19 protein-coding genes and 1 riboswitch are annotated in these 20,611 nt (G+C 71.2%); of the genes, 14 read left to right on the top strand and 5 right to left on the bottom strand.

Annotation, left to right across the window (positions count from 1 at the left end):
- The first annotated feature begins 186 nt into the window (after positions 1 to 186).
- The 10 genes from AB0424_RS30550 to AB0424_RS30505 all read left to right on the top strand — a co-directional run bounded on the left by AB0424_RS30550 (position 187) and on the right by AB0424_RS30505 (position 10,391).
- Positions 187 to 795, top strand: coding sequence for a CDP-alcohol phosphatidyltransferase family protein (locus AB0424_RS30550; protein WP_366310100.1), 609 nt, complete (start codon positions 187 to 189; stop codon positions 793 to 795).
- 117 nt (positions 796 to 912) lie between these two features.
- Complete coding sequence (locus tag AB0424_RS30545; protein ID WP_366310098.1) at positions 913 to 3,408, top strand: mannose-1-phosphate guanyltransferase; 2,496 nt, start codon at positions 913 to 915, stop codon at positions 3,406 to 3,408.
- A 101-nt stretch (positions 3,409 to 3,509) separates the two neighbouring features.
- Positions 3,510 to 4,439: a DUF881 domain-containing protein gene (locus AB0424_RS30540; RefSeq protein WP_366310096.1), complete on the top strand. Its 930-nt coding sequence runs from the start codon at positions 3,510 to 3,512 to the stop codon at positions 4,437 to 4,439.
- Positions 4,436 to 4,768 (top strand): small basic family protein, encoded by a 333-nt coding sequence (locus AB0424_RS30535; protein WP_015032176.1) that lies wholly within the window; start codon positions 4,436 to 4,438, stop codon positions 4,766 to 4,768. Before AB0424_RS30540 ends, AB0424_RS30535 begins: the two co-directional genes overlap by 4 nt.
- A complete protein-coding gene (locus AB0424_RS30530) occupies positions 4,765 to 5,787 on the top strand; it encodes a DUF881 domain-containing protein (RefSeq protein ID WP_366310094.1) in 1,023 nt (340 codons plus the stop codon). Before AB0424_RS30535 ends, AB0424_RS30530 begins: the two co-directional genes overlap by 4 nt.
- Before the next feature lie 79 nt (positions 5,788 to 5,866).
- Complete coding sequence (locus AB0424_RS30525; RefSeq protein ID WP_366310104.1) at positions 5,867 to 6,808, top strand: FHA domain-containing protein; 942 nt, start codon at positions 5,867 to 5,869, stop codon at positions 6,806 to 6,808.
- Between the two features lie 29 nt (positions 6,809 to 6,837).
- Positions 6,838 to 7,581 carry a MerR family transcriptional regulator gene (locus AB0424_RS30520; protein ID WP_366310092.1) on the top strand — a complete coding sequence of 248 codons (744 nt, stop codon included), beginning with the start codon at positions 6,838 to 6,840 and terminating at the stop codon, positions 7,579 to 7,581.
- A gap of 53 nt (positions 7,582 to 7,634) precedes the next feature.
- Complete coding sequence (locus AB0424_RS30515; RefSeq protein ID WP_017238433.1) at positions 7,635 to 8,108, top strand: bifunctional nuclease family protein; 474 nt, start codon at positions 7,635 to 7,637, stop codon at positions 8,106 to 8,108.
- A gap of 192 nt (positions 8,109 to 8,300) precedes the next feature.
- On the top strand, positions 8,301 to 8,918 hold the full coding sequence (locus AB0424_RS30510; RefSeq protein ID WP_366310091.1) for a MerR family transcriptional regulator: 618 nt from the start codon (positions 8,301 to 8,303) through the stop codon (positions 8,916 to 8,918).
- Positions 8,919 to 9,002: 84 nt separating this feature from the next.
- Positions 9,003 to 10,391 carry a DNA polymerase IV gene (locus AB0424_RS30505; RefSeq protein WP_366310089.1) on the top strand — a complete coding sequence of 463 codons (1,389 nt, stop codon included), beginning with the start codon at positions 9,003 to 9,005 and terminating at the stop codon, positions 10,389 to 10,391.
- 117 nt (positions 10,392 to 10,508) lie between these two features.
- Here AB0424_RS30505 and AB0424_RS30500 read toward each other — a convergent pair whose 3' ends face one another.
- The gene (locus AB0424_RS30500; RefSeq protein WP_366310087.1) at positions 10,509 to 10,874 is read right to left on the bottom strand and encodes a PRC-barrel domain-containing protein; all 366 of its coding nucleotides are present in this window, start codon (positions 10,872 to 10,874) and stop codon (positions 10,509 to 10,511) included.
- Positions 10,875 to 10,987: 113 nt separating this feature from the next.
- A riboswitch (glycine riboswitch) is annotated at positions 10,988 to 11,087 on the top strand.
- A 179-nt stretch (positions 11,088 to 11,266) separates the two neighbouring features.
- Here AB0424_RS30500 and gcvP point away from each other — a divergent pair.
- Positions 11,267 to 14,152: an aminomethyl-transferring glycine dehydrogenase gene (gene gcvP / locus AB0424_RS30495; RefSeq protein ID WP_366310085.1), complete on the top strand. Its 2,886-nt coding sequence runs from the start codon at positions 11,267 to 11,269 to the stop codon at positions 14,150 to 14,152.
- A gap of 84 nt (positions 14,153 to 14,236) precedes the next feature.
- Here the strand turns inward: gcvP and AB0424_RS30490 are convergent, their stop codons facing one another.
- Together AB0424_RS30490 and AB0424_RS30485 are read right to left on the bottom strand one after the other, a co-directional pair.
- Complete coding sequence (locus AB0424_RS30490; protein WP_366310083.1) at positions 14,237 to 14,443, bottom strand: DUF5999 family protein; 207 nt, start codon at positions 14,441 to 14,443, stop codon at positions 14,237 to 14,239.
- Between the two features lie 331 nt (positions 14,444 to 14,774).
- A complete protein-coding gene (locus tag AB0424_RS30485; RefSeq protein ID WP_366310081.1) occupies positions 14,775 to 15,365 on the bottom strand; it encodes a hypothetical protein in 591 nt (196 codons plus the stop codon).
- Positions 15,366 to 15,846: 481 nt separating this feature from the next.
- Here AB0424_RS30485 and AB0424_RS30480 point away from each other — a divergent pair, with 481 nt between their 5' ends.
- Together AB0424_RS30480 and AB0424_RS30475 are read left to right on the top strand one after the other, a co-directional pair.
- On the top strand, positions 15,847 to 17,346 hold the full coding sequence (locus AB0424_RS30480) for a glutamate--cysteine ligase (RefSeq protein WP_366310079.1): 1,500 nt from the start codon (positions 15,847 to 15,849) through the stop codon (positions 17,344 to 17,346).
- Between the two features lie 131 nt (positions 17,347 to 17,477).
- A complete protein-coding gene (locus tag AB0424_RS30475; protein ID WP_366310102.1) occupies positions 17,478 to 18,275 on the top strand; it encodes a CPBP family intramembrane glutamic endopeptidase in 798 nt (265 codons plus the stop codon).
- A gap of 133 nt (positions 18,276 to 18,408) precedes the next feature.
- Here the strand turns inward: AB0424_RS30475 and AB0424_RS30470 are convergent, their stop codons facing one another.
- On the bottom strand, positions 18,409 to 19,218 hold the full coding sequence (locus tag AB0424_RS30470; protein WP_366310077.1) for a PhzF family phenazine biosynthesis protein: 810 nt from the start codon (positions 19,216 to 19,218) through the stop codon (positions 18,409 to 18,411).
- A 152-nt stretch (positions 19,219 to 19,370) separates the two neighbouring features.
- Between AB0424_RS30470 and AB0424_RS30465 the strand changes: the two genes are divergently transcribed.
- Positions 19,371 to 19,790: a hypothetical protein gene (locus AB0424_RS30465; RefSeq protein ID WP_366310075.1), complete on the top strand. Its 420-nt coding sequence runs from the start codon at positions 19,371 to 19,373 to the stop codon at positions 19,788 to 19,790.
- 82 nt (positions 19,791 to 19,872) lie between these two features.
- Here the strand turns inward: AB0424_RS30465 and AB0424_RS30460 are convergent.
- The coding region (locus AB0424_RS30460; RefSeq protein ID WP_366310073.1) for an ABC transporter permease at positions 19,873 to 20,611 on the bottom strand (739 nt) is incomplete at its 5' end.

Below are 20,611 nucleotides of genomic sequence, written 5' to 3'. Positions count from 1 at the left end.
CAGGGGGGACCCTGTGGGAGAGTAGGACGCCGCCGAACAATCTTTAGCCTCAACCCCTGGACACTGTCCGGGGGTTGAGGCATTTTTGCGTTCTGATGGCGGGCAGGACCCTGTGTCGGGTCCCGGTGGTGGCTGAGGGTAAAGTCGGGGGGCAATGTCGGCACCAGCCCAGCAGGAGGCCCCCGGGTGGAGGTCCAGGAGACTCGCGTTCAGACGGACCGGGTCCTCACCATCCCCAACATTCTCAGCATGGCGCGCCTCGCCGGCGTGCCGCTGTTTCTGTGGCTGATTCTCCGTCCGGAGTTCGGCGGGCCCAACAGTGACGGGTGGGCGCTGCTCGTCCTGGCGCTCAGTGGTGTCAGCGACTATCTCGACGGCAAGCTCGCGCGGCGCTGGAACCAGATCAGCAACCTCGGCCGGCTGCTCGATCCGGCGGCCGACCGGTTGTACATCCTGTCCACTCTCGTGGGACTCACCTGGCGGGAGATCCTGCCCTGGTGGTTGACGGCGGCCCTGCTGGCGCGCGAGGCCATGCTGCTGGTGATGGTGGGAATCCTCCGCCGCCACGGCTACCCGCCGCCGCAGGTGAACTTCCTCGGGAAAGCTGCGACTTTCAACTTGATGTACGCGTTCCCGTTGCTGCTTCTCAGTGACGGAACGGGCTGGCTTTCGTCACTCGCTGAAGTTTTCGGGTGGGCCTTCGCCGGATGGGGTACAACTCTGTATTGGTGGGCAGGGATCCTCTACGTGGTCCAGGTCCGTCGACTCGTGAAGGCGGATACCGCGGCCGATTGAGCCCGTCCGTCCTGTGCCGAGCAGCGTCGCCGGCAACTCCGAGGACATCCCCAGGGCTACTGAGCGGACAGGTGAAGTCGGCAGGACCGTCGTCTCTTCAAGGAGGACGCTTCCGACATGAAGGCCGTTGTGATGGCCGGTGGCGAAGGAACACGCCTTCGCCCGATGACCTCGAGCATGCCCAAGCCTCTTCTGCCGGTGGTGAACCGGCCGATCATGGAGCACGTCCTACGACTGCTCAAGAGGCACGGTCTCAACGAGACCGTCGTCACCGTGCAGTTTCTCGCCTCACTCGTCCGGAACTACTTCGGTGACGGCGAGGAGCTCGGCATGGAGCTCACGTATGCCAACGAGGAAAAGCCACTCGGTACAGCGGGGAGTGTGAAGAACGCCGAGGAAGCATTGAAGGACGATGCTTTCCTCGTCATCTCGGGAGACGCGCTCACCGATTTCGATCTGACCGATCTGATCGCCTTCCACAAGGAGAAGGGCGCCCTCGTCACGGTGTGTCTGACGAGGGTCCCCAATCCGCTGGAATTCGGGATCACGATCGTGGACGAAGAGGGAAAGGTCGAGCGCTTCCTGGAGAAACCCACCTGGGGGCAGGTCTTCTCGGACACGGTGAACACCGGCATCTACGTGATGGAGCCCGAGGTCTTCGACTATGTCGAGGCGGACGTCTCCGTGGACTGGTCGGGCGATGTCTTCCCGCGGCTCATGAAGGACGGCAAGCCGATCTACGGCTATGTCGCCGAGGGCTACTGGGAGGACGTCGGCACCCACGAGAGCTACGTGAAGGCCCAGGCCGACGTCCTGGAGGGCAAGGTCCAGGTCGACATCGACGGCTTCGAGATCTCGCCGGGTGTCTATGTCGCCGAGGGCGCGGAGGTGCACCCCGACGCGGAGCTGCGCGGGCCGCTGTACATCGGGGACTACGCCAAGGTCGAGGCCGGCGCGGAGATCCGGGAACACACGGTGATCGGCTCGAACGTCGTCGTCAAGAGCGGGGCCTTCCTGCACAAGGCGGTCGTCCACGACAACGTGTACGTCGGCCAGCAGAGCAATCTGCGCGGCTGCGTGATCGGGAAGAACACCGACATCATGCGGGCCGCCCGGATCGAGGACGGGGCCGTCATCGGGGACGAGTGCCTGATCGGTGAGGAATCGATCGTGCAGGGCAACGTCCGGGTGTACCCGTTCAAGACGATCGAGGCCGGCGCCTTCGTCAACACCTCCGTCATCTGGGAGTCCCGGGGCCAGGCCCATCTCTTCGGGGCCCGCGGTGTCTCCGGCATCCTCAACGTGGAGATCACCCCCGAGCTGGCCGTCCGGCTGGCGGGGGCGTACGCCACGACGCTCAAGAAGGGTGCGACGGTCACCACGGCGCGTGACCACTCCCGGGGTGCCCGGGCGCTGAAGCGGGCGGTGATCTCCGCGCTGCAGGCCAGTGCCATCGACGTACGGGACCTGGAGAACGTGCCGCTGCCGGTGGCGCGGCAGCAGACCGCGCGGGGAAGCGCCGGCGGGATCATGGTGCGGACCTCGCCCGGTGTACCGGACTCCGTGGACATCATGTTCTTCGACGAACGCGGGGCGGACCTCTCCCAGGGCGGGCAGCGGAAGCTCGACCGGGTGTTCGCGCGGCAGGAGTACCGGAGAGCGTTCCCCGGGGAGATCGGCGACCTGTCCTTCCCGGCCAGTGTCTTCGACTCGTACACCGGGTCGCTGCTGCGGAACGTCGACACCACGGGTATCGCCGAGGCGGGTCTCAAGGTCGTGGTGGACGCCTCCAACGGCAGTGCCGGGCTCGTGCTGCCCAGCCTGCTCGGACGGCTCCAGGTCGACTCGCTGACGATCAACCCGGGACTCGACGAATCGCGGCCCACCGAGTCGGCCGAGAGCCGGCGGGCCGGGCTCGTACGGCTCGGGGAGATCGTGGCTTCGGCGCGGGCCGCCTTCGGCGTGCGGTTCGACCCGGTCGGCGAGCGCCTCTCGCTCGTGGACGAGCGCGGACGGATCATCGAGGACGACCGGGCGCTGCTCGTGCTGCTCGACCTCGTGGCGGCCGAGCGACGGTCCGGACGCGTCGCCCTGCCCGTGACGACCACCCGGATCGCGGAGCAGGTGGCCGCGTACCACGGCACGCAGGTGGAGTGGACGACGACCTCGCCCGACGACCTCACACGGGTCGGCCGGGAGGAGTCGACGATCTTCGGCGGCGACGGGCGCGGCGGGTTCATCGTGCCCGAGTTCAGCAGTGTCTTCGACGGGTCCGCCGCCTTCGTGCGGCTTCTCGGGCTCGTGGCGCGTACCCAGCTCACGCTGAGCCAGATCGACGCGCGGATCCCGCGGGCGCATGTCCTCAAGAAGGACATCCCGACCCCGTGGGCCGTGAAGGGGCTCGTGATGCGCCGGGTGGTGGAGGCGGCGGGGAGCCGTTCCGTGGACACCACCGACGGGGTACGGGTGGTGGAGGCCGACGGACGCTGGGTGATGGTGCTGCCCGACCCCGCGGAGGCCGTCACCCATCTGTGGGCCGAGGGTCCCGACGACGCCTCCGCCCAGGCCCTGCTCGACGAGTGGGCCGAGGTGGTCGAGAGCGCAGGTCGCTGACCGATCGCGGTGACCGGCCGGGAGGCGCCCCCAGGGGTGCCTCCCGGCTCGTTCCGGGGGCCATTCGGCGGTAGGCCGTGCGACGTGCGACGATGTGCGGCATGTCGCAGCAGCCCCCCGTTCGGAGCACCGGATCACCACCGCCGCGCCCGGACGCGTCGATGTCGCTGCTGAACAACGTGATAGACCACGCGCTGGACGACGGGTACGCGGAGGCGACGGCCCGGCGAGCCGCCGAGGGCGGTGCCCTGCCGCGCAGCCTGCGCGCCAAGCTCGGTGTCGCCGCCGGCCTGGTCCTCGCGGCCGCGGTGGTGACCGTGGGCGCCGCCGAGGCGCGGATCTCCGCGCCGGTGGTCGCCAAGGAGCGCCAGGAGCTGATCGACCGGATCGAGGACGAGACCTCGGCCGCGGACCGGTTGGCGCGGGACGTCGAGCGGATCCGGACCGAGGTCGGGAACCGCCAGCGGGAGGCGCTCCAGGAGCACGGCGGCGACCAGGCCGAGCTCGTGGCGCTGCTGTCGGGTGCGACGCCGGTGCACGGACCGGGTGTGAAGCTCGTCGTCGACGATGCCAAGGACACCGACACCGGTGGGGGCGGACCGCGCGAGAGCAGCGGCTTCTCCGACACCGGCCGGGTGCGCGACCGGGACATGCAGCGGGTGATCAACGGGCTGTGGGAGTCGGGCGCCGAGGCCGTCGCGATCAACGGGCAGCGGCTGACGTCGCTGTCCGCGATCCGGGCCGCCGGCGACGCCATACTGGTCGACAACAAGCCGCTGGTGCCGCCGTACACCGTCCTCGCCATCGGGGACGGACAGCGGCTGAGCACCGCGTTCCAGGACAGCGCCGACGGGCAGTACCTGCACGCGCTGGTGGAGAACTTCGGGATCAGGAGCGCCATCACGGCCGAGGGCGATGTCAGCCTGCCGGCCGCGCCGAGCCTGACCGTACGTACCGCAGAGCCGAGGGGGGCCGGGGCGGCGACGCCGTCCGGTCGGGCCACGGCCGACACAGGGAAGGGCACATCGTGATCGCCGTACTGGGCCTGATCGTCGGAGTCGTGGTCGGACTGTTGGTCCGCCCCGAGGTTCCGGCGGTGGTCGAGCCCTATCTTCCGATCGCCGTGGTCGCCGCCCTCGACGCGGTCTTCGGCGGTCTGCGGGCCATGCTCGACGGGATCTTCGTCGACAAGGTCTTCGTGGTCTCGTTCCTCTCGAACGTGGTCGTGGCCGCGCTGATCGTCTTCCTCGGCGACAAGCTGGGCGTGGGCGCGCAGCTGTCGACCGGTGTGGTCGTCGTGCTCGGCATCCGGATCTTCTCCAACGCGGCCGCCATCCGGCGCCACGTGTTCCGGGCGTGAGGCCGATGAGCGAGAACCCCGAGAACCCGCAGAACGCGCAGAACCCCCAGGACCCGCGGAGCCACGAGGTCCCCGACGACTCGGCGGCCCCGCGCGACGCCGAGGTCCGACGGTCGCCGGAGGAGGCGGGCGCGCCCGGGGCCGTCCGCGAGCCGGAGACGCCCGAAGCCCCGAAGGCCCCGCTCGGGGACTCCGTCGCGGCCGAGGACGTACCCCGCGAGGAGGCGCCGCGCACGGACCTGCCGCCGGCCGGCGCGCAGGCCGCGGCGCCCGCGCCCGCCCCGGGAGGCGGCAGCGAGTCGGGCGGGCGGCGGAGGCTGGCGTCCGCGCTGTGGCCGCCGCGGGTGACGCGTGCCCAACTCATCGTGGCGCTGCTGCTGTTCGTGCTCGGCCTCGGTCTGGCCATCCAGGTCTCCTCGACCAGTGAGAACAGCGCGCTGCGCGGAGCTCGCCAGGAGGACCTCGTCCGCATCCTCGACGAGCTCGACGACCGGACCGAGCGCCTGGAGGACGAGCAGGCACGGCTGGAGAAGCAGCGCTCCGAGCTGGAGTCCAGCTCGGACCAGGCGGAGGAGGCGCGCCGGCAGACCCAGGAGAAGGAGCAGCAGCTCGGCATCCTGGCCGGTACCGTCGCCGCCGAGGGCCCGGGCATCACCCTGACCATCGGGGACCCCGGCGGTGCGGTGGAGTCGGACATGCTGCTCGACGCGATCCAGGAGCTCCGCGCCGCGGGCGCCGAGGCGATCCAGGTCAACGGTGTCCGCGTGGTCGCGGACAGCTACTTCACCGGTAGCGGCGAAGACATGCGAATCGATGGAACGAAGGTGGCCGCTCCGTACGTCTTCAAGGTCATCGGCAAGCCGGAGGATCTCGAGCCCGCGCTCAACATCCCCGGCGGTGTCGTGCAGACCCTGGAGAAGGAGCAGGCCACGGCCACGGTGGAGCGGTCGGCGAAGATCGTCGTCGACGCCTTGCGACCCGCGAAGCGGCCTGACTACGCTCAGTCGTCCTCGCAGTGAGAGGGGGCGGAGGGGTCCCGCGACAAGGGCATGACGTTGCGGGGGGTCGGCGCACCACAACGGTGGTGCGTGGTGGAAACTGTCCGGAGGATACGGACGTTGTGAAGGTGTCCGGGTCGGCAGGTGTGATGGATCTCGGTTCGTCCTGCCCCACGGGCGGGTCTGTTTCGGTCAAGGGGAATCGCCCGTGAGTTTTTTTGCGAAGTTGTTCGGCAAGAGCGGACGCGAGGACGGCGGTAACGCCAAGCACCGCGCGTCGCGCCACGCCCAGAGCGAGGAGCAGGGCGGCGAGCGCCCGCTCTTCCGCGACGAGGTCGGTGGCCAGGGCGGTGACGTTCCCGGCGCGTACGGCGCGTCGTCTGTTGACCCCGCCGGGGCCGCCCGCATAGGTTTCGGAGAACCATCAACCTCAAGTACGGGTGGAGGGTTTACCCCCGACCCGTACGCGACACAGACCTCCGCGGGAATGCCGCGGCAGGAGGACGCGTCCATGCCGGTGTGTACGAGGTGCGGTCACCGCAACGCGGCCGACAGCCGCTTCTGCTCCCACTGCGGTACGCCGCTGCGGGGCGGAGTCGCCGCCGAGCGAGCGTCGGAGACGACGTCGACGATCTCCATCTCGGGGCTCGAGGCGTACGACGCCGAGGTCACCGGTCAGACGCAGCTGCCGTCGCTCTCTCCTGAGGCGCTGGCGGCCGTGGAGGCGCTGCCGCTCGGCTCCGCGCTCCTGGTGGTGCGCCGGGGTCCGAACTCCGGCAGCCGGTTCCTCCTCGACGGCGAGCTGACCACGGCCGGCCGTCACCCGCAGAGCGACATCTTCCTGGACGACTTCACGGTCTCCCGGCGGCACGTCGAGTTCCGGCGGGCGCAGGACGGCAGCTTCACCGTCGCCGATGTCGGCAGCCTCAACGGCACGTACGTCAACCGTGAGCCGATCGACTCGGTCGTTCTGTCCAACGGCGACGAGGTGCAGATCGGCAAGTACCGGCTGGTCTTCTACTCGAGCCAGCGGGGCGTGTGACGCCTCGGAGAAGCCTTCAGGGAAGGTCCATGCAGCGAACACCGACGGGCGGTGCCGGATCCGGCACCGCCACCGCGGGCGACCGGCTGGTCAGCATCGGCACGGTGCTGAACCAGTTGCGTGACGAATTTCCCGAAGTGACGATCTCCAAGATCCGGTTCCTGGAGGCCGAGGGGCTGGTCGAGCCCCGTCGTACGGCCTCCGGATACCGGAAGTTCAGCCCGCAGGACGTGGAGCGGCTCGCCCAGATCCTGCGGATGCAGCGGGACCACTATCTTCCGCTGAAGGTCATCCGCGAGCACCTCGACGCCCTCGCGCGGGGCGAGCAGATCCCGCTCCCCGCCCCCGGGCGTCGACGCGATCTGATCGACGGCGCCTGGGAGCAGGACGCCGAGCCGCCGACCGCCGCGCGGATCGGGCGGGCCGAGCTGATCGCCGCCGCAGAGGTGACCGAGACCGACCTCGCCGCGTGGGAGTCGTACGGTCTGATCGCCGAGGCGGACGGTGGGGGCTACGACGCCGAGACCGTGACCGTCGCGCGACTTGTCGCGGACCTGGGGAGATTCGGTCTGGAACCCCGGCACCTGCGGGCCGTCAAGGCGGCCGCGGACCGGGAGGCGGGGCTGATCGAGCAGGTCGTCGCGCCGCTGCGCCGGCACCGGAACCCGCAGACCAGGGCCCATGCCGAGGCCACCGCGCAGGAGCTGGCGGTCCAGTCGGTGCGGCTGCACGCGGCGCTCGTGCAGACGGCTCTGGGCATCCGCCTGCAGTGACCCCGGAGGGGCCCGACTATCCAAACCGGTCGGGCACGTCCTAGGGTTGCTGTGTGAACGAGCTCGACGTTGTGGGTGTCCGGGTGGAAATGCCCTCCAACCAGCCGATCGTGCTCCTGCGTGAAGTGGGAGGCGATCGGTACCTCCCCATCTGGATCGGACCGGGGGAGGCGACCGCGATCGCCTTCGCCCAGCAGGGGATGGCGCCGCCGCGGCCGCTGACGCACGACCTCTTCAAGGACGTGCTGGAGGCCGTGGGCCAGGAGCTGACCGAGGTCCGCATCACGGATCTGCGTGACGGGGTCTTCTACGCCGAACTGGTCTTCGCCAGCGGCGTCGAGGTGAGCGCGCGCCCGTCCGACGCGATAGCGCTGGCCCTGCGGACCGGGACGCCGATCTTCGGCAGCGACGGTGTGCTGGACGACGCCGGCATCGCGATTCCGGACGAGCAGGAGGACGAGGTGGAGAAGTTCCGCGAGTTCCTCGACCAGATCTCACCGGAGGACTTCGGGACCAACAGCCAGTGAGGCGCGACGCTTCGACCGGAGGCCGTTCGCGGGGTGCCGTCAGGGCATTCGAGTAGCCTTTCCCCGGAGAGGGACACGGGAAACCACTCTCAGGGTGATTATCACTCGGCGTGCCGAGTGTGGCGATCGTTGACGCACCCCGAGTGACTGCCTACCTTCGTGTGGGCAGGTCAAGGACGGAGGGTCGGCGTGATGAGCAGCGCGGACGGTACGGCAGGCAGCTCGCTCGGACGCGTGTCCGGGGAGCGCGGTCCGTATCCGCTTCACGGCAGTGTGGGCGACTTCGGGACGGACGCGCGTGCCGACGTGACGGCCGAGACGGTCGGGTACCGGGGACCGACGGCCTGCGCGGCCGCCGGGATCACCTATCGACAGCTGGACTACTGGGCGCGCACCGGGCTCGTGGAGCCGAGCGTGCGTCCCGCCTACGGGTCGGGGACGCAGCGCCTCTACAGCTTCCGCGACGTCGTGGTGCTGAAGATCGTCAAGCGCTTCCTCGACACCGGAGTGGCCCTGCAGAACATCCGGGCGGCGGTGCAGCACCTCCGCGCCCGGGGCTTCAGCGATCTGGAGCGCATGACGCTCATGAGCGACGGGGCCACGGTCTACGAGTGCTCCTCGCCGGACGAGGTCGTCGACCTGCTCCAGGGCGGGCAGGGCGTCTTCGGCATCGCCGTCGGCGTGGTGTGGCGGGACGTCGAGTCGGCGCTCTCGCAGCTGCACGGCGAGCGGGTCGACACGGGCGAGACGCTCGTCGGGAACAACCCGGGCGACGAGCTGGCCCGGCGGCGGCGCGACAAGGCGGTCTGACCGGCCCCCGTGCCGGCCGGTGGCGGGTGGACCGGCCGCCCGGGTACGGGGCCGTTGTCAGTGGCGTAAGGCAGCATCGGAATCGTGAGAGCCGCGCCGACGATCCTGCATCTCGACATGGATGCGTTCTTCGCCGCCGCAGAGCAGGCGGCGAAGCCCAGCCTGCGCGGAAAGCCCGTGGTCGTGGGCGGACTGGGCCCGCGGGGCGTGGTCGCGACCGCCTCCTACGAGGCGAGGCGCTTCGGGGTGCACTCGGCCATGCCCATGGGGCAGGCGCGGCGGCTGGCGCCGAACGCCGCCTACCTGGTGCCGCGCTTCTCCTTCTACCGGTCGATCAGCGAGCAGGTCATGGAGCTGCTCGGCCGGCTCTCGCCGCTCGTGGAGCCGCTCAGTCTCGACGAGGCGTTCGTGGACCTGGAGGCCGGCGGCGTCGCCGACGACAGCGCGGGAGCACGGGCCGCGGGGGAGCGGCTGCGGGCCGACATCCTGGCGACGACGGGGCTGACGGGGTCCGTGGGACTCGCGGGCTCGAAGATGATCGCGAAGATCGCCTCGGAGGAGGCCAAGCCGAACGGGCTCGTCCTCATCGAGCCCGGCACCGAGCGGGAGCTGCTGGGACCGCGGTCGGTACGGATCCTGCCCGGCGTGGGACCGGCGACCGGGGAGCACCTGCGGCGGGCCGGGATGACCACGGTGTCCGACCTGGCGGAGGCGGGCGAGGACGAGCTCGTACGGCTGCTGGGGCGGGCGCACGGGGCCTCGCTGCACCGGATGGCCCTGGGCCACGACGACCGGCCGGTGGTGGCCGAGCGGGACGCGAAGTCGGTCTCCGTCGAGGACACCTTCGACGTCGACCTGCACGACCGGGTGCGGATCAGGGTGGAGGTCGAGCGGCTCGCCGACCGGTGCGTCGGGCGGCTGCGGGCCTCGGGCCACTCGGGGCGGACGATCGTCCTGAAGGTGCGGCGCTATGACTTCTCGACCCTGACCAGGTCCGAGACCCTGAGAGGTCCCACGGACGATCCCGCCGTCGTGCGCGAGGCCGTCGGGCGGCTCCTGGAGGCGGTGGACACCACCGGCGGCGTACGGCTGCTCGGGGTGGGCGTCAGCGGCCTGGCGGACTACACGCAGGAGGACCTGTTCGCCCAGGCGGCCGGTGCCGCGGAGGAGACCGAGGGCGAATCGCCCGCGGAGGGCGCCTCCACGTCCCTGAGCGCCCCTGACGCCGCCCCGGAAGGTGCCGGTGGTGCCGAGGGGCCCGGTGGGGCGCCTGAGCCCGTGGAGCGCCACTGGTCGCCCGGGCACGACGTCCGGCACGCGGTCTACGGCCCCGGGTGGGTGCAGGGGAGCGGGGTCGGGCGGGTCACCGTCCGCTTCGAGGAGCCGGGGTCGACGGCCCCGGGGCGGGTCCGGACGTTCGCCGTGGACGATCCGGACCTGGTGGCGGGGGAGCCGTTGCCACTGGTGGGGTGAGCGGCTTTCCGTCGCGGAGGGGGAAGGCCGGGCACCGTGGTGCCCGGCGAGACCTCGGGCCCGCGTCAGCCGGGCTCGGCCCGCCCGCTCGCGAGGGTGGGCCGGAGGCGCGGGGGGTCAGGAGCCGGCGAGGCGGCCGAAGTCGGTGTCCGGGTGGTCGGAGGGGGGCGGGGGCAGGGCGAGGCTGTAGTGGCGGTACAGCTGGAGCTCCTGCTCGGGGGAGAGGTGACGTCCCACGCCGAAGTCGGGGGCGTCCTTGATGAGGGCGCGTTCGTAGGGGATGTGGAGCCCGTCGTCGAGCAGGTCGCTCGGGTCCAGGGGGACGAACGCGTCCCGGCTGAACAGGCCGGTGCGGACGGCGGCCCACTCCGGTATGCCGGTCGCGTCGTCCAGGTACACCTCGTCCACGGTGCCGATCTTGTGTCCGTTGCGGTCGTACGCCTTGCGGCCGATCAGGCTGCGCGGATCGATGTCGGTCTGCACGGTCCCTCCAACTGGTCGCAACTGCTCTACACCCCTACGAAAGTGCACAACTGGGATGTCGGCCACTTGAGCGATGGCAGCCACAACGGCGCTGGTAGGCTGGCTGTGGCTGTCGACCCTGTGCGGGAGAGTCCCCCGGAGAAACCTTCCGGTGGGCGCCGAAGGAGCAAATCCTCCCCGGAATCTCTCAGGCCCCTGTACCGCGCGGACGAGGTCACTCTGGAAAGCAGAGCGGATGCCCGACGGCGTCCCGCTCTCACCGACGGTGAAAGCCGGCGTGCCGTGAGGCGTGCCGGTGAAACTCTCAGGTTGAGATGACAGAGGGGGAGGCCGTCCGGGTACCCGCGCCGTGGTGCCCCTCGCAGGTCGTGACGACCAGGAGGCCTCCGTACATGACCGCCAACCGCATTCCGCTCTCCGAGCTCGAGCAGGGCATCCCGTTCGAGCAGCGGCACATCGGCCCCGACGCCGAGGCTCGGGCCAAGATGCTCGCCCAGGTCGGTTACGGCTCGCTCGACGAGCTCACCGCCGCCGCGGTGCCGGACGTGATCAAGAACACCGAGGCGCTGGGCCTGCCCTCGGCGCGCACCGAGGCCGAGGTCCTCGCCGAGCTGCGCTCGCTCGCCGACCGCAACCAGGTCCTGGCCCCGATGATCGGCCTCGGCTACTACGGCACCTTCACCCCGCCGGTCATCCTCCGCAACGTCATGGAGAACCCGGCCTGGTACACGGCATACACGCCCTACCAGCCGGAGATCTCCCAGGGCCGCCTGGAGGCCCTGCTGAACTTCCAGACGACGGTCGCCGACCTGACCGGCCTGCCCACCTCGGGCGCCTCCCTCCTCGACGAGGGCACCGCCGCCGCCGAGGCCATGGCGCTGTCCCGCCGTGTCGGCAAGGTCAAGAACGGCGTCTTCCTCATCGACGCCGACGCGCTGCCCCAGACGATCGCCGTCATCCAGACGCGCGCCGAGCCGACCGGTGTCGAGGTCGTCGTCGCCGACCTCGGCGAGGGCATCCCGGCCGAGGTCGCCGAGCGCGGTGTCTTCGGCGTCCTGATCCAGTACCCCGGCGCCTCCGGTGCCGTGCGCGACATCAAGGCCGTCGTCGACCAGGCCCACGAGCTCGGCGCGATCGTCACCGTCGCCGCCGACCTGCTCGCGCTGACCCTGCTCACCTCGCCCGGCGAGCTCGGCGCCGACATCGCCGTCGGCACGACGCAGCGGTTCGGCGTCCCCATGGGCTTCGGCGGCCCGCACGCCGGTTACATGGCCGTCCAGGACAAGCACGCCCGCTCCCTCCCGGGCCGCCTCGTCGGCGTCTCCGTCGACGCCGACGGCAACCGCGCCTACCGCCTCGCCCTGCAGACCCGCGAGCAGCACATCCGCCGCGAGAAGGCGACCAGCAACATCTGCACCGCGCAGGTCCTGCTCGCCGTCATGGCCGGCATGTACGCCGTCTACCACGGCCCGGACGGCCTGCGGCAGATCGCCCAGCGCACCCACCGGTACGCCGCCATCCTCGCCGCGGGCCTGACCGCCGGCGGCGTGGAGCTCACCCAGGGCGCCTTCTTCGACACCCTCACCGCCCGCGTCCCGGGCAAGGCCGACGAGGTCGTGGCCGCCGCCCGCGAGGCCGGCGTCAACCTCTTCCGCGTCGACGCCGACCACGTCTCGATCTCCTGCGACGAGACCACGGGCCGCGAGCAGCTCGCCGCCGTCTGGGGCGCCTTCGGCGTCACCGCCGACGTCGAGGCGCTGGACGCCGTCACCGAGGACACGCTGCCGGCCGCGCTGCTGCGCACCGACGCGTACCTGACCCACCCGGTCTTCCACGCGCACCGCTCCGAGACGTCGATGCTGCGTTACCTGCGCAAGCTGGCCGACCGCGACTACGCGCTCGACCGCGGCATGATCCCGCTCGGCTCCTGCACGATGAAGCTGAACGCCACGACCGAGATGGAGGCGGTGACCTGGCCCGAGTTCGGCCAGATGCACCCCTTCGCCCCCGTCGAGCAGGCGCAGGGCTACGTCACGCTCATCACCGAGCTGGAGGAGCGCCTCGCCGAGGTCACCGGCTACGACAAGGTGTCGATCCAGCCGAACGCCGGTTCCCAGGGCGAGCTGGCCGGCCTCCTCGCCGTCCGCGCCTACCACCGCGCCAACGGCGACGAGCAGCGCACGGTCTGCCTCATCCCGTCCTCCGCGCACGGCACCAACGCCGCCTCCGCGGTCATGGCCGGCATGAAGGTCGTCGTCGTCAAGACCGCCGACGACGGCGAGGTCGACGTCGAGGACCTGCGCGCCAAGATCGCGCAGTACCGCGACGAGCTCTCCGTGCTGATGATCACCTACCCGTCGACGCACGGCGTCTTCGAGGAGCACGTCGCCGACATCTGCGCCGAGGTCCACGAGGCCGGCGGTCAGGTGTACGTCGACGGCGCCAACCTCAACGCCCTCGTCGGCCTGGCCAAGCCCGGCCACTTCGGCGGCGACGTCTCCCACCTGAACCTGCACAAGACCTTCTGCATCCCGCACGGCGGCGGCGGTCCCGGTGTCGGCCCGGTCGGCGTCCGCGCCCACCTCGCCCCGTACCTGCCCAACCACCCGCTCCAGCCCACCGCGGGCCCGGAGACCGGCGTCGGCCCGATCTCGGCCGCCCCCTGGGGCTCCGCCGGCATCCTGCCGATCTCGTGGTCGTACGTGCGCCTCATGGGCGGCGAGGGACTCAAGCGCGCCACCCAGGTCGCCGTCCTCGCGGCGAACTACATCGCCAAGCGCCTGGAGCCGCACTTCCCGGTGCTCTACACCGGACCGGCCGGACTGGTCGCCCACGAGTGCATCGTGGACCTCCGTCCGCTGTCGAAGGCGACCGGCGTCACCGTCGACGACATCGCGAAGCGCCTCATCGACTACGGCTTCCACGCGCCGACGATGTCCTTCCCGGTGGCCGGCACGCTGATGATCGAGCCGACCGAGTCCGAGGACCTCACCGAGCTGGACCGTTTCTGCGACACGATGATCGCGATCCGCGCCGAGATCGAGAAGGTCGCCTCGGGCCAGTGGCCCGCCGAGGACAACCCGCTGCACAACGCGCCGCACACCGCCGCAGCGCTGGGCGGCGAGTGGAACCACGCGTACACCCGTGACGAGGCGGTCTTCCCCGCCGGCGTCTCGGCCGCCGACAAGTACTGGCCGCCGGTGCGCCGCATCGACGGCGCCTTCGGCGACCGGAACCTGGTCTGCTCCTGCCCGCCCATGGACGAGTACGACCACTGAGCACGGACCGAGGGCCGGTTCGGAGGATCTCCTCCGGGCCGGCCCTCGGCGTTTCCCTCGTGCGGTGTGCGTGTGACCGCCCGCTCAGGCGGCGGTCGTCACCCGGCCTGCCGTCAGCGGCCGGTGCGGGGCGATGATCTGCCCGTCCGGCAGCAGCTCACCGGTGTCCTCGAAGAGCAGGACGCCGTTGCACAGCAGGCTCCAGCCCTGTTCCGGATGGTGCGCCATCGGTCGGGCCGCCTCCCGGTCGGCGGAGTCGGCGGTGGGACAGGCAGGCTGATGCTGGCACATGGGTGGGTTCTTTCGCTGCGTCGTGGTGGATGTCCTGCGGCTGTTCGCGCTCATCGCCGCCCCCGTCGGTCGGTTCGGTCCGTTCCCAGTCTTGCCCCACGGACGGTCTTCCGCAGGTATTTCACGGCAGCTCGTCCTCTCCGGGGAAGACGCATCACCCGCAGGGGCGGTTCAGGTCAACTGCACCGTCTCTTCGGGTGGTTCGGGGTGGTCCCAGCGGGCTAGTCCGTCCGGTGGGGGTGTTCGGGGCGCTCGTTCGGGCGCGCGGTCCGGACAGCAGTGCGCCCCGTGACCCGACCGGGCCACGGGGCGATGGGGCGCGTGCGGTGGATCAGGCGGGCGCCGCCGAGCCCAGGAGGGGCGGCGGCGCGAGGCGCGTACTGAGCACGGGCAGGAGGTCGGCCACCTGGTACGGCCGGTGGGCCGCGATCCCCGGCGGGGCGGGGGCCAGCGGCACCATCAGGTCGGCCGCTGCCGGGGCGGTGGCGGCGCCGTCGGCGTCCGGGTCGGCGTGCAGCCAGAGGGTCAGCATGTAGAGCTCCGGTACGGACAGCAGCCGTGGCTCGTACGCCCCGGGCAGCGCCTCGGCCTGGAGCAGCGCCCGTTCCGTCGCGGTGACGTACGGCCCCTCGAAGAAGTGCGAGAAGGTCCAGCCGTCCGGGGTGAGCATGGTGTCCGCGGCCGCGATCGTCCGCTCGCCGTGCCGGATGAGGAAGCGCCAGCCGGCGAGCCGGGTGCGGGGTGCGATCCCGGGGGCTCCCGCGACGCCGAGGACGTGCACGGGCAGCGGGTGTTCGGGGCTCAGTGGTCCCTGCGCGGCCCGCAGGGCGGGCGTTCGGGCCTCGCGGACGGCGGTCGGCGAGCCGAGGGCCGCGAGGACACTGCGGAGGGCCGGCGCGGGGGCCGGGGAGGGTCGGAGCATGGTGGGTCGCCTCTCACTCAGGAGACACGGTGATGCGTGGGCAGGTACGACGGCGCTGTCGGCGGCGGGGCCAGAGAGGGGGCCATGAGGCCATGGCCGGGCGCCAACACTCTGCCTCGTCCGCGGAGTTTATACGACACGTGTTCACACAGTGTTTCCGCTAGACGTCGCCGATATTCCTGACAAGGCGTCATCGAGCCGTAATACACGGGCTTCCGGGCGGAATCGGCGCCACGCCTCCCCGCTCACCTGCGAATTCGACGCGACGGGGGACGGCCGAATTATGACCCCGGCTTCCGGGACAATAGGACATCGGTATATGTCGCTTGTTCCTTGCCTTCGGAATGTGCCGCTGGTGCTCTCCGTCCAGCCTATCCGCCAACGGCCCCGTTCCGCAGGCGTTGTCGATCAACGGGCTGGGCATCATCGTCCGTGACACGCGGCCGTCGTGGCGGCTGACCGCTCGGGGAGGGACGCTTCGATGGGGGAGAAGGTCGTGGCCGACGGGTTCGGCCCGTCCGACCGACAGCACTACCGGAGAAAGCTCCAGCAGTGTCTCGCGGGACTCGCGAGACTGCTGGCGGAGAAGAGGTTCGACCGGCCGCGCAATCTCATGGGCGTGGAGATCGAACTCAATCTCGCCGGTGCCGACGGGCTGCCCCGCATGCTCAACGCGCCCGTTCTCGAAAAGATCGCGAGCGCCGATTTCCAGACGGAACTCGGAATGTTCAACCTCGAAGTGAACATCGCCCCGCACCAGTTGGGAGGCCGTGTTTTCGACCGGCTCGCCGAGGAGATCGGCACCGGCCTCGGATACGCCGACCGCAAGGCCGCCGAACTCGACGCGGGCGTCGTCATGATCGGCATACTCCCCACACTCGCCCAGAGCGACCTGGTCTTCGAGAACCTGTCCGCCGCCGACCGCTACGCGCTGCTCAACGACCAGATCCTCGCCGCCCGCGGCGAGGACTTCACGCTCGACATCCACGGCGTCGAACGGCTGCAGTGCACCTCGGAGTCGATCGTCCCCGAGGCCGCCTGCACCTCCGTCCAGCTGCACCTCCAGGTGACGCCCGCCCGCTTCGCCGCCGTGTGGAACGCGGCACAGGCCGTCTCCGGCGTGCAGATCGCGCTCGGAGCCAACGCGCCCTTCGTCTTCGGCCGGGAGCTGTGGCGCGAGTCCAGGCCACCCCTCTTCCTCCAGGCGACCGACACCCGCCCGCCCGAACTCCAGTCCCAGGGCGTCCGGCCGCGCACCTGGTTCGGGGAGCGGTGGGTGGACTCGGTGTACGACCTCTTCGAGGAGAACCTCCGCTACTTCCCCTCCCTGCTCCCCCTCTGCGACGAGGAGGACCCGCTGCTCGTCCTCGACCGGGGCGAGGTGCCGCGGCTCCACGAGCTCGTCCTGCACAACGGCACGATCTACCGCTGGAACCGGCCCGTCTACGGCTGGGTCGACGGCGTCCCCCACCTGCGCGTCGAGAACCGCGTGCTGCCGGCCGGGCCCACCGTCGCCGACGTGATCGCCAACGCGGCCTTCTACTACGGCCTCGTGCGCTCGCTCGCCGACGACCCGCGGCCCGTCTGGAAGCGCATGACCTTCGAGGACGCCGAGGCCAACTTCGACGCGGCCTGCCGCCACGGCATCGAGGCCGAGCTGCGCTGGCCCCGTACCGGACGCGCGGGCGGAGTGGCGACGCTCCCCGCGGTACGGCTCGTCCTGGACGAACTGCTGCCGCTGGCCGCCGCGGGACTCGACGCCTGGCACATCGAGCCGGCCGACCGCGACCACTACCTCGGCATCATCGAACAGCGCTGTCTGCGGCGGGTGAACGGCGCCTCCTGGCAGGCCGACACCTTCCACCGGGCCCTGGAGTCGGGCCTCGACCGCGAGGCGGCGCTCGCGGCGACCACCCGGCGCTACCGCACGCTGATGCACGGCGGGGAGCCCGTGCACACCTGGCCGGTGGGCATCGACTGACCCGGCCCCGGGGGTCCCCGCCGGGGCGTGGGCGATCATGTCAGGGTGGTCGCGTGCGGACGGGGACCGACCGTTCCGGACGAGGCCGCCGGATCGGCGTGCGCCCGCGACGGGAACTGGAGACAGGTGTGGTGTCGGAGCAATACACGAGGGACGCTTCCCTGCCCCCCGAGAGCCTGCCGCGCAAGGTACTGCGCGACGAGACCCTGATCGTGCTGGCGCTCTCGCTCGGCGCGAGCGCGGTGTCGTCGCTCATCAGCTTCGTCGGCTCCCTCACCAGGCCCGGGGCGCTGAAGGAGCAGGCCGCGACGCTCAACGGCTCGTACGCGCCCGGGCGGCCCTGGCTCGACCTGTCCTGGCAGCTCTTCGGCATCGCCACGGCGCTGGTGCCGGTCGTGCTGGTGGCCCACCTGCTCACGCGGGAGGGCGCCGGGCTGCGGGCCATCGGCTTCGACCGGACCCGGCCCTGGTTCGACCTGGGGCGCGGGACGCTGGTCGCCGCGGGGATCGGGAGCGCCGGCCTCGCCTTCTACCTGGCGGCGCGCGCGTCCGGCTTCAACCTGACGGTGGTGCCGGAGTCGCTGCCCGAGGTGTGGTGGAAGTACCCGGTGCTGATCCTCTCGGCGGTGCAGAACTCCGTCCTGGAGGAGGTCATCGTCGTCGGGTACCTGCTGCGCAGGCTGGGGCAGTTGGGCTGGAGCCCGATGGCCGCGCTGGTGGCCAGCTCCGTACTGCGCGGCTCGTACCACCTCTACCAGGGCGTCGGCGGCTTCCTCGGCAACGTCGTCATGGGCGTGGTGTTCGTCCTGCTGTACCGCCGCTGGGGCAGGGTCGGCCCGCTGGTCGTGGCGCACGCCCTGCTCGACATCGTGGCCTTCGTCGGGTACGGGCTGCTCGCCGGGAAGGTGGGCTGGCTGCCCACCGGGTGAGGGCCCCACGGGGTGGCTGGCCCACGGGGTGGGCGGCCCACGGGGTGAGGGGCGCGCCGGTCGAGGGGCGCGTGGCGGGGGAGGGGTGTGACGCCTGAGGCGCGCACCTCTCCCCCCTCTTCCCGTCCGCGCGTCAGGCGTGCAGGTCGCCGTCGATCACCGTCACGGCCCGGCCGGTCAGCAGCGTGCGCGCGCCGAGCAGACGGGTGCGGACGAGACCGGTGCGGGCGCCGCCCTGGAAGCCGGTGAGGTCCTCGCGGCCCAGCCGGGCGGACCACAGGGGAGCGAGCGCCGTGTGGGCGCTGCCGGTCACCGGGTCCTCCTCGATGCCGACGGCGGGGAAGAAGCCGCGGGACACGAAGTCGTAGCCGCTGTCGGGACGCTCGGCGACGGCGGTCGCGATGATCCCCCGGGAGGAGAGCGACTTCAGGGCCGCGAAGTCCGGCGTGAGGGAGCGGACGGTGGCCTCGTCGCGCAGCTCGACCACCAGGTCGCCGATGTGGGCGGCCGTGTCGTGGACGGCGACCACCTCGGCCCCGAGGGCCTCCGCCAGGCCGCGGGGCTCGGCGACGGGGGTGAGGGAGGACGTCGGGAAGTCCATCGTGATCGTGCCGTCCGCCTCGGCGGTGGCGCCCAGGACACCGGAGCGGGTCGCGAAGCGGACGGTCCCCTCCGCCGACCCGGTGCTGTGCAGGACGTGGGCCGTCGCCAGCGTGGCGTGCCCGCACATGTCGACCTCGGTCGTGGGGGTGAACCAGCGCAGGGCCCAGTCCGCGTCACCGCCGGCGGGCAGGGGGTGGGCGAAGGCCGTCTCGGAGAGGTTGACCTCGGCGGCGACCTTCTGGAGCCACGTGTCGTCCGGGAAGGAGTCGAGGAGCAGGACCCCGGCGGGGTTGCCGGAGAAGGGCCGGTCGGTGAAGGCGTCGACGATTCGGATGCGCATGTCACCGACCGTACAAGGGCCGGAAATCGTGGGGCCAAGGCCAATCGCCGAGAACTGGACCGCCGGTGCCCGGCGTCTGGGAGGACGGGCGTGGGCCCACGCCCGCGGTCATGTGCCGGGCGCGACCCGGCACACGGTCTCAGGGGGCTTCGATGATGTACGGGTACGCGGACGAGTGGTGGGTCCTGCTGTTCCTTCCGGTGGTGCTGTGGGTGCCGTTCGGACCGTTCGTCATGGGCGGCATGGGGGTGTGCTGCGCCCTCCGGCCCGGCCTGCGGGCGCGGCTGTGGTCGGTCCTGCTGCCCCTGGTGCCGGTGGGGGTCTCCTCGGTGGCGATGGTGCTGCCCCTCGACCAGCCGAAACGGGCCGACGACCTCGTCGGTTACTTCCTCGTGTACGTCATGGGCATCACGGTGCTGCCGTGGGTCCTGGGGTGGGGGGCGACCCGGGTGGTACGGGCCGTGCGGGGAGCTCGGGCCCGCAGGAAGGGCGGTGGCGCGACGGACGCGGGCGGGGAGCGACCCGGGGACGGCGGCGGAGGTGGGATCGGGCACGGGGAGGGGGCGGCGTAGGCCGACGGGAGTCGGTGTACGCCGCCCCGGGAGGGATGCGGTCGGTCGGCGTGCCCGAGCCGAGGGGTCGGGCCGGTCCGCCCTACTTCGGGTCGCGGTCGTAGACCGACTTCGACCAGCGGTATCCGAGTGCGGTGAGCGCCAGGCACCAGGCGACGGCGATCCAGCCGTTGTCGCCGATCTCGGCGCCGAGGAGCAGGCCGCGCAGGGTCTCGATGGCGGGGGTGAAGGGCTGGTACTCGGCGATCGGCCGGAACCAGCCCGGCATCGCGTCGACGGGGACGAAGGTGCTGGAGATCAGCGGCAGGAAGATCAGCGGCATGGCGTTGTTGCTGGCGGCCTCGGCGTTCGGGCTGACCATGCCCATCCCGACCGCGATCCAGGTCAGTGCCAGGGCGAAGAGGGCCACCAGGCCGAAGGCGGCCAGCCACTCCAGGGCCGTGGCGTCCGTGGAGCGGAAGCCGATGGCCACCCCGACGGCGCCGATGAGGACCACGCTCAGGATCGACTGGACGACGCTGCCGACGACGTGGCCGAAGAGGACCGAGCCGCGGTGGATGGCCATGGTGCGGAAGCGGGCGACGATGCCCTCCGTCATGTCCGTGGAGACCGAGACCGCGGTGCCGATCGTGGTGGAGCCGATCGTCATGAGCACGAGGCCCGGCACGAGGTAGGCGATGTACGCGGAGCGGTCGGCGCCTCCTCCCCCGATGCCGGCGCTCATCACGTCTCCGAAGACGTAGACGAAGAGCAGCAGCAGCATGATCGGGGTGAGCAGCAGGTTCAGGGTGAGCGACGGGTAGCGGCGCGCGTGCAGGAGG

It is taken from the genome of Streptomyces sp. NPDC051180, assembly GCF_040689545.1.
GTDB lineage: Bacteria > Actinomycetota > Actinomycetes > Streptomycetales > Streptomycetaceae > Streptomyces.
The sequence above is the reverse complement of the archived record's forward strand: the minus strand, read 5'-3'. Positions and strand labels throughout refer to the sequence as shown.

What these genes read in the sequence shown, in the direction of transcription:
- AB0424_RS30545 (WP_366310098.1), top strand. Translation starts at nt 913, where the DNA reads ATGAAGGCCGTTGTGATGGCCGGTGGCGAAGGAACACGCCTTCGCCCG.
- AB0424_RS30540 (WP_366310096.1), top strand. Translation starts at nt 3,510, where the DNA reads ATGTCGCAGCAGCCCCCCGTTCGGAGCACCGGATCACCACCGCCGCGC.
- AB0424_RS30520 (WP_366310092.1), top strand. Translation starts at nt 6,838, where the DNA reads ATGCAGCGAACACCGACGGGCGGTGCCGGATCCGGCACCGCCACCGCG.
- AB0424_RS30510 (WP_366310091.1), top strand. Translation starts at nt 8,301, where the DNA reads ATGAGCAGCGCGGACGGTACGGCAGGCAGCTCGCTCGGACGCGTGTCC.
- gcvP (WP_366310085.1), top strand. Translation starts at nt 11,267, where the DNA reads ATGACCGCCAACCGCATTCCGCTCTCCGAGCTCGAGCAGGGCATCCCG.
- AB0424_RS30490 (WP_366310083.1), bottom strand. Translation starts at nt 14,443, where the DNA reads ATGTGCCAGCATCAGCCTGCCTGTCCCACCGCCGACTCCGCCGACCGG.
- AB0424_RS30485 (WP_366310081.1), bottom strand. Translation starts at nt 15,365, where the DNA reads ATGCTCCGACCCTCCCCGGCCCCCGCGCCGGCCCTCCGCAGTGTCCTC.
- AB0424_RS30480 (WP_366310079.1), top strand. Translation starts at nt 15,847, where the DNA reads ATGGGGGAGAAGGTCGTGGCCGACGGGTTCGGCCCGTCCGACCGACAG.
- AB0424_RS30470 (WP_366310077.1), bottom strand. Translation starts at nt 19,218, where the DNA reads ATGCGCATCCGAATCGTCGACGCCTTCACCGACCGGCCCTTCTCCGGC.
- AB0424_RS30465 (WP_366310075.1), top strand. Translation starts at nt 19,371, where the DNA reads ATGATGTACGGGTACGCGGACGAGTGGTGGGTCCTGCTGTTCCTTCCG.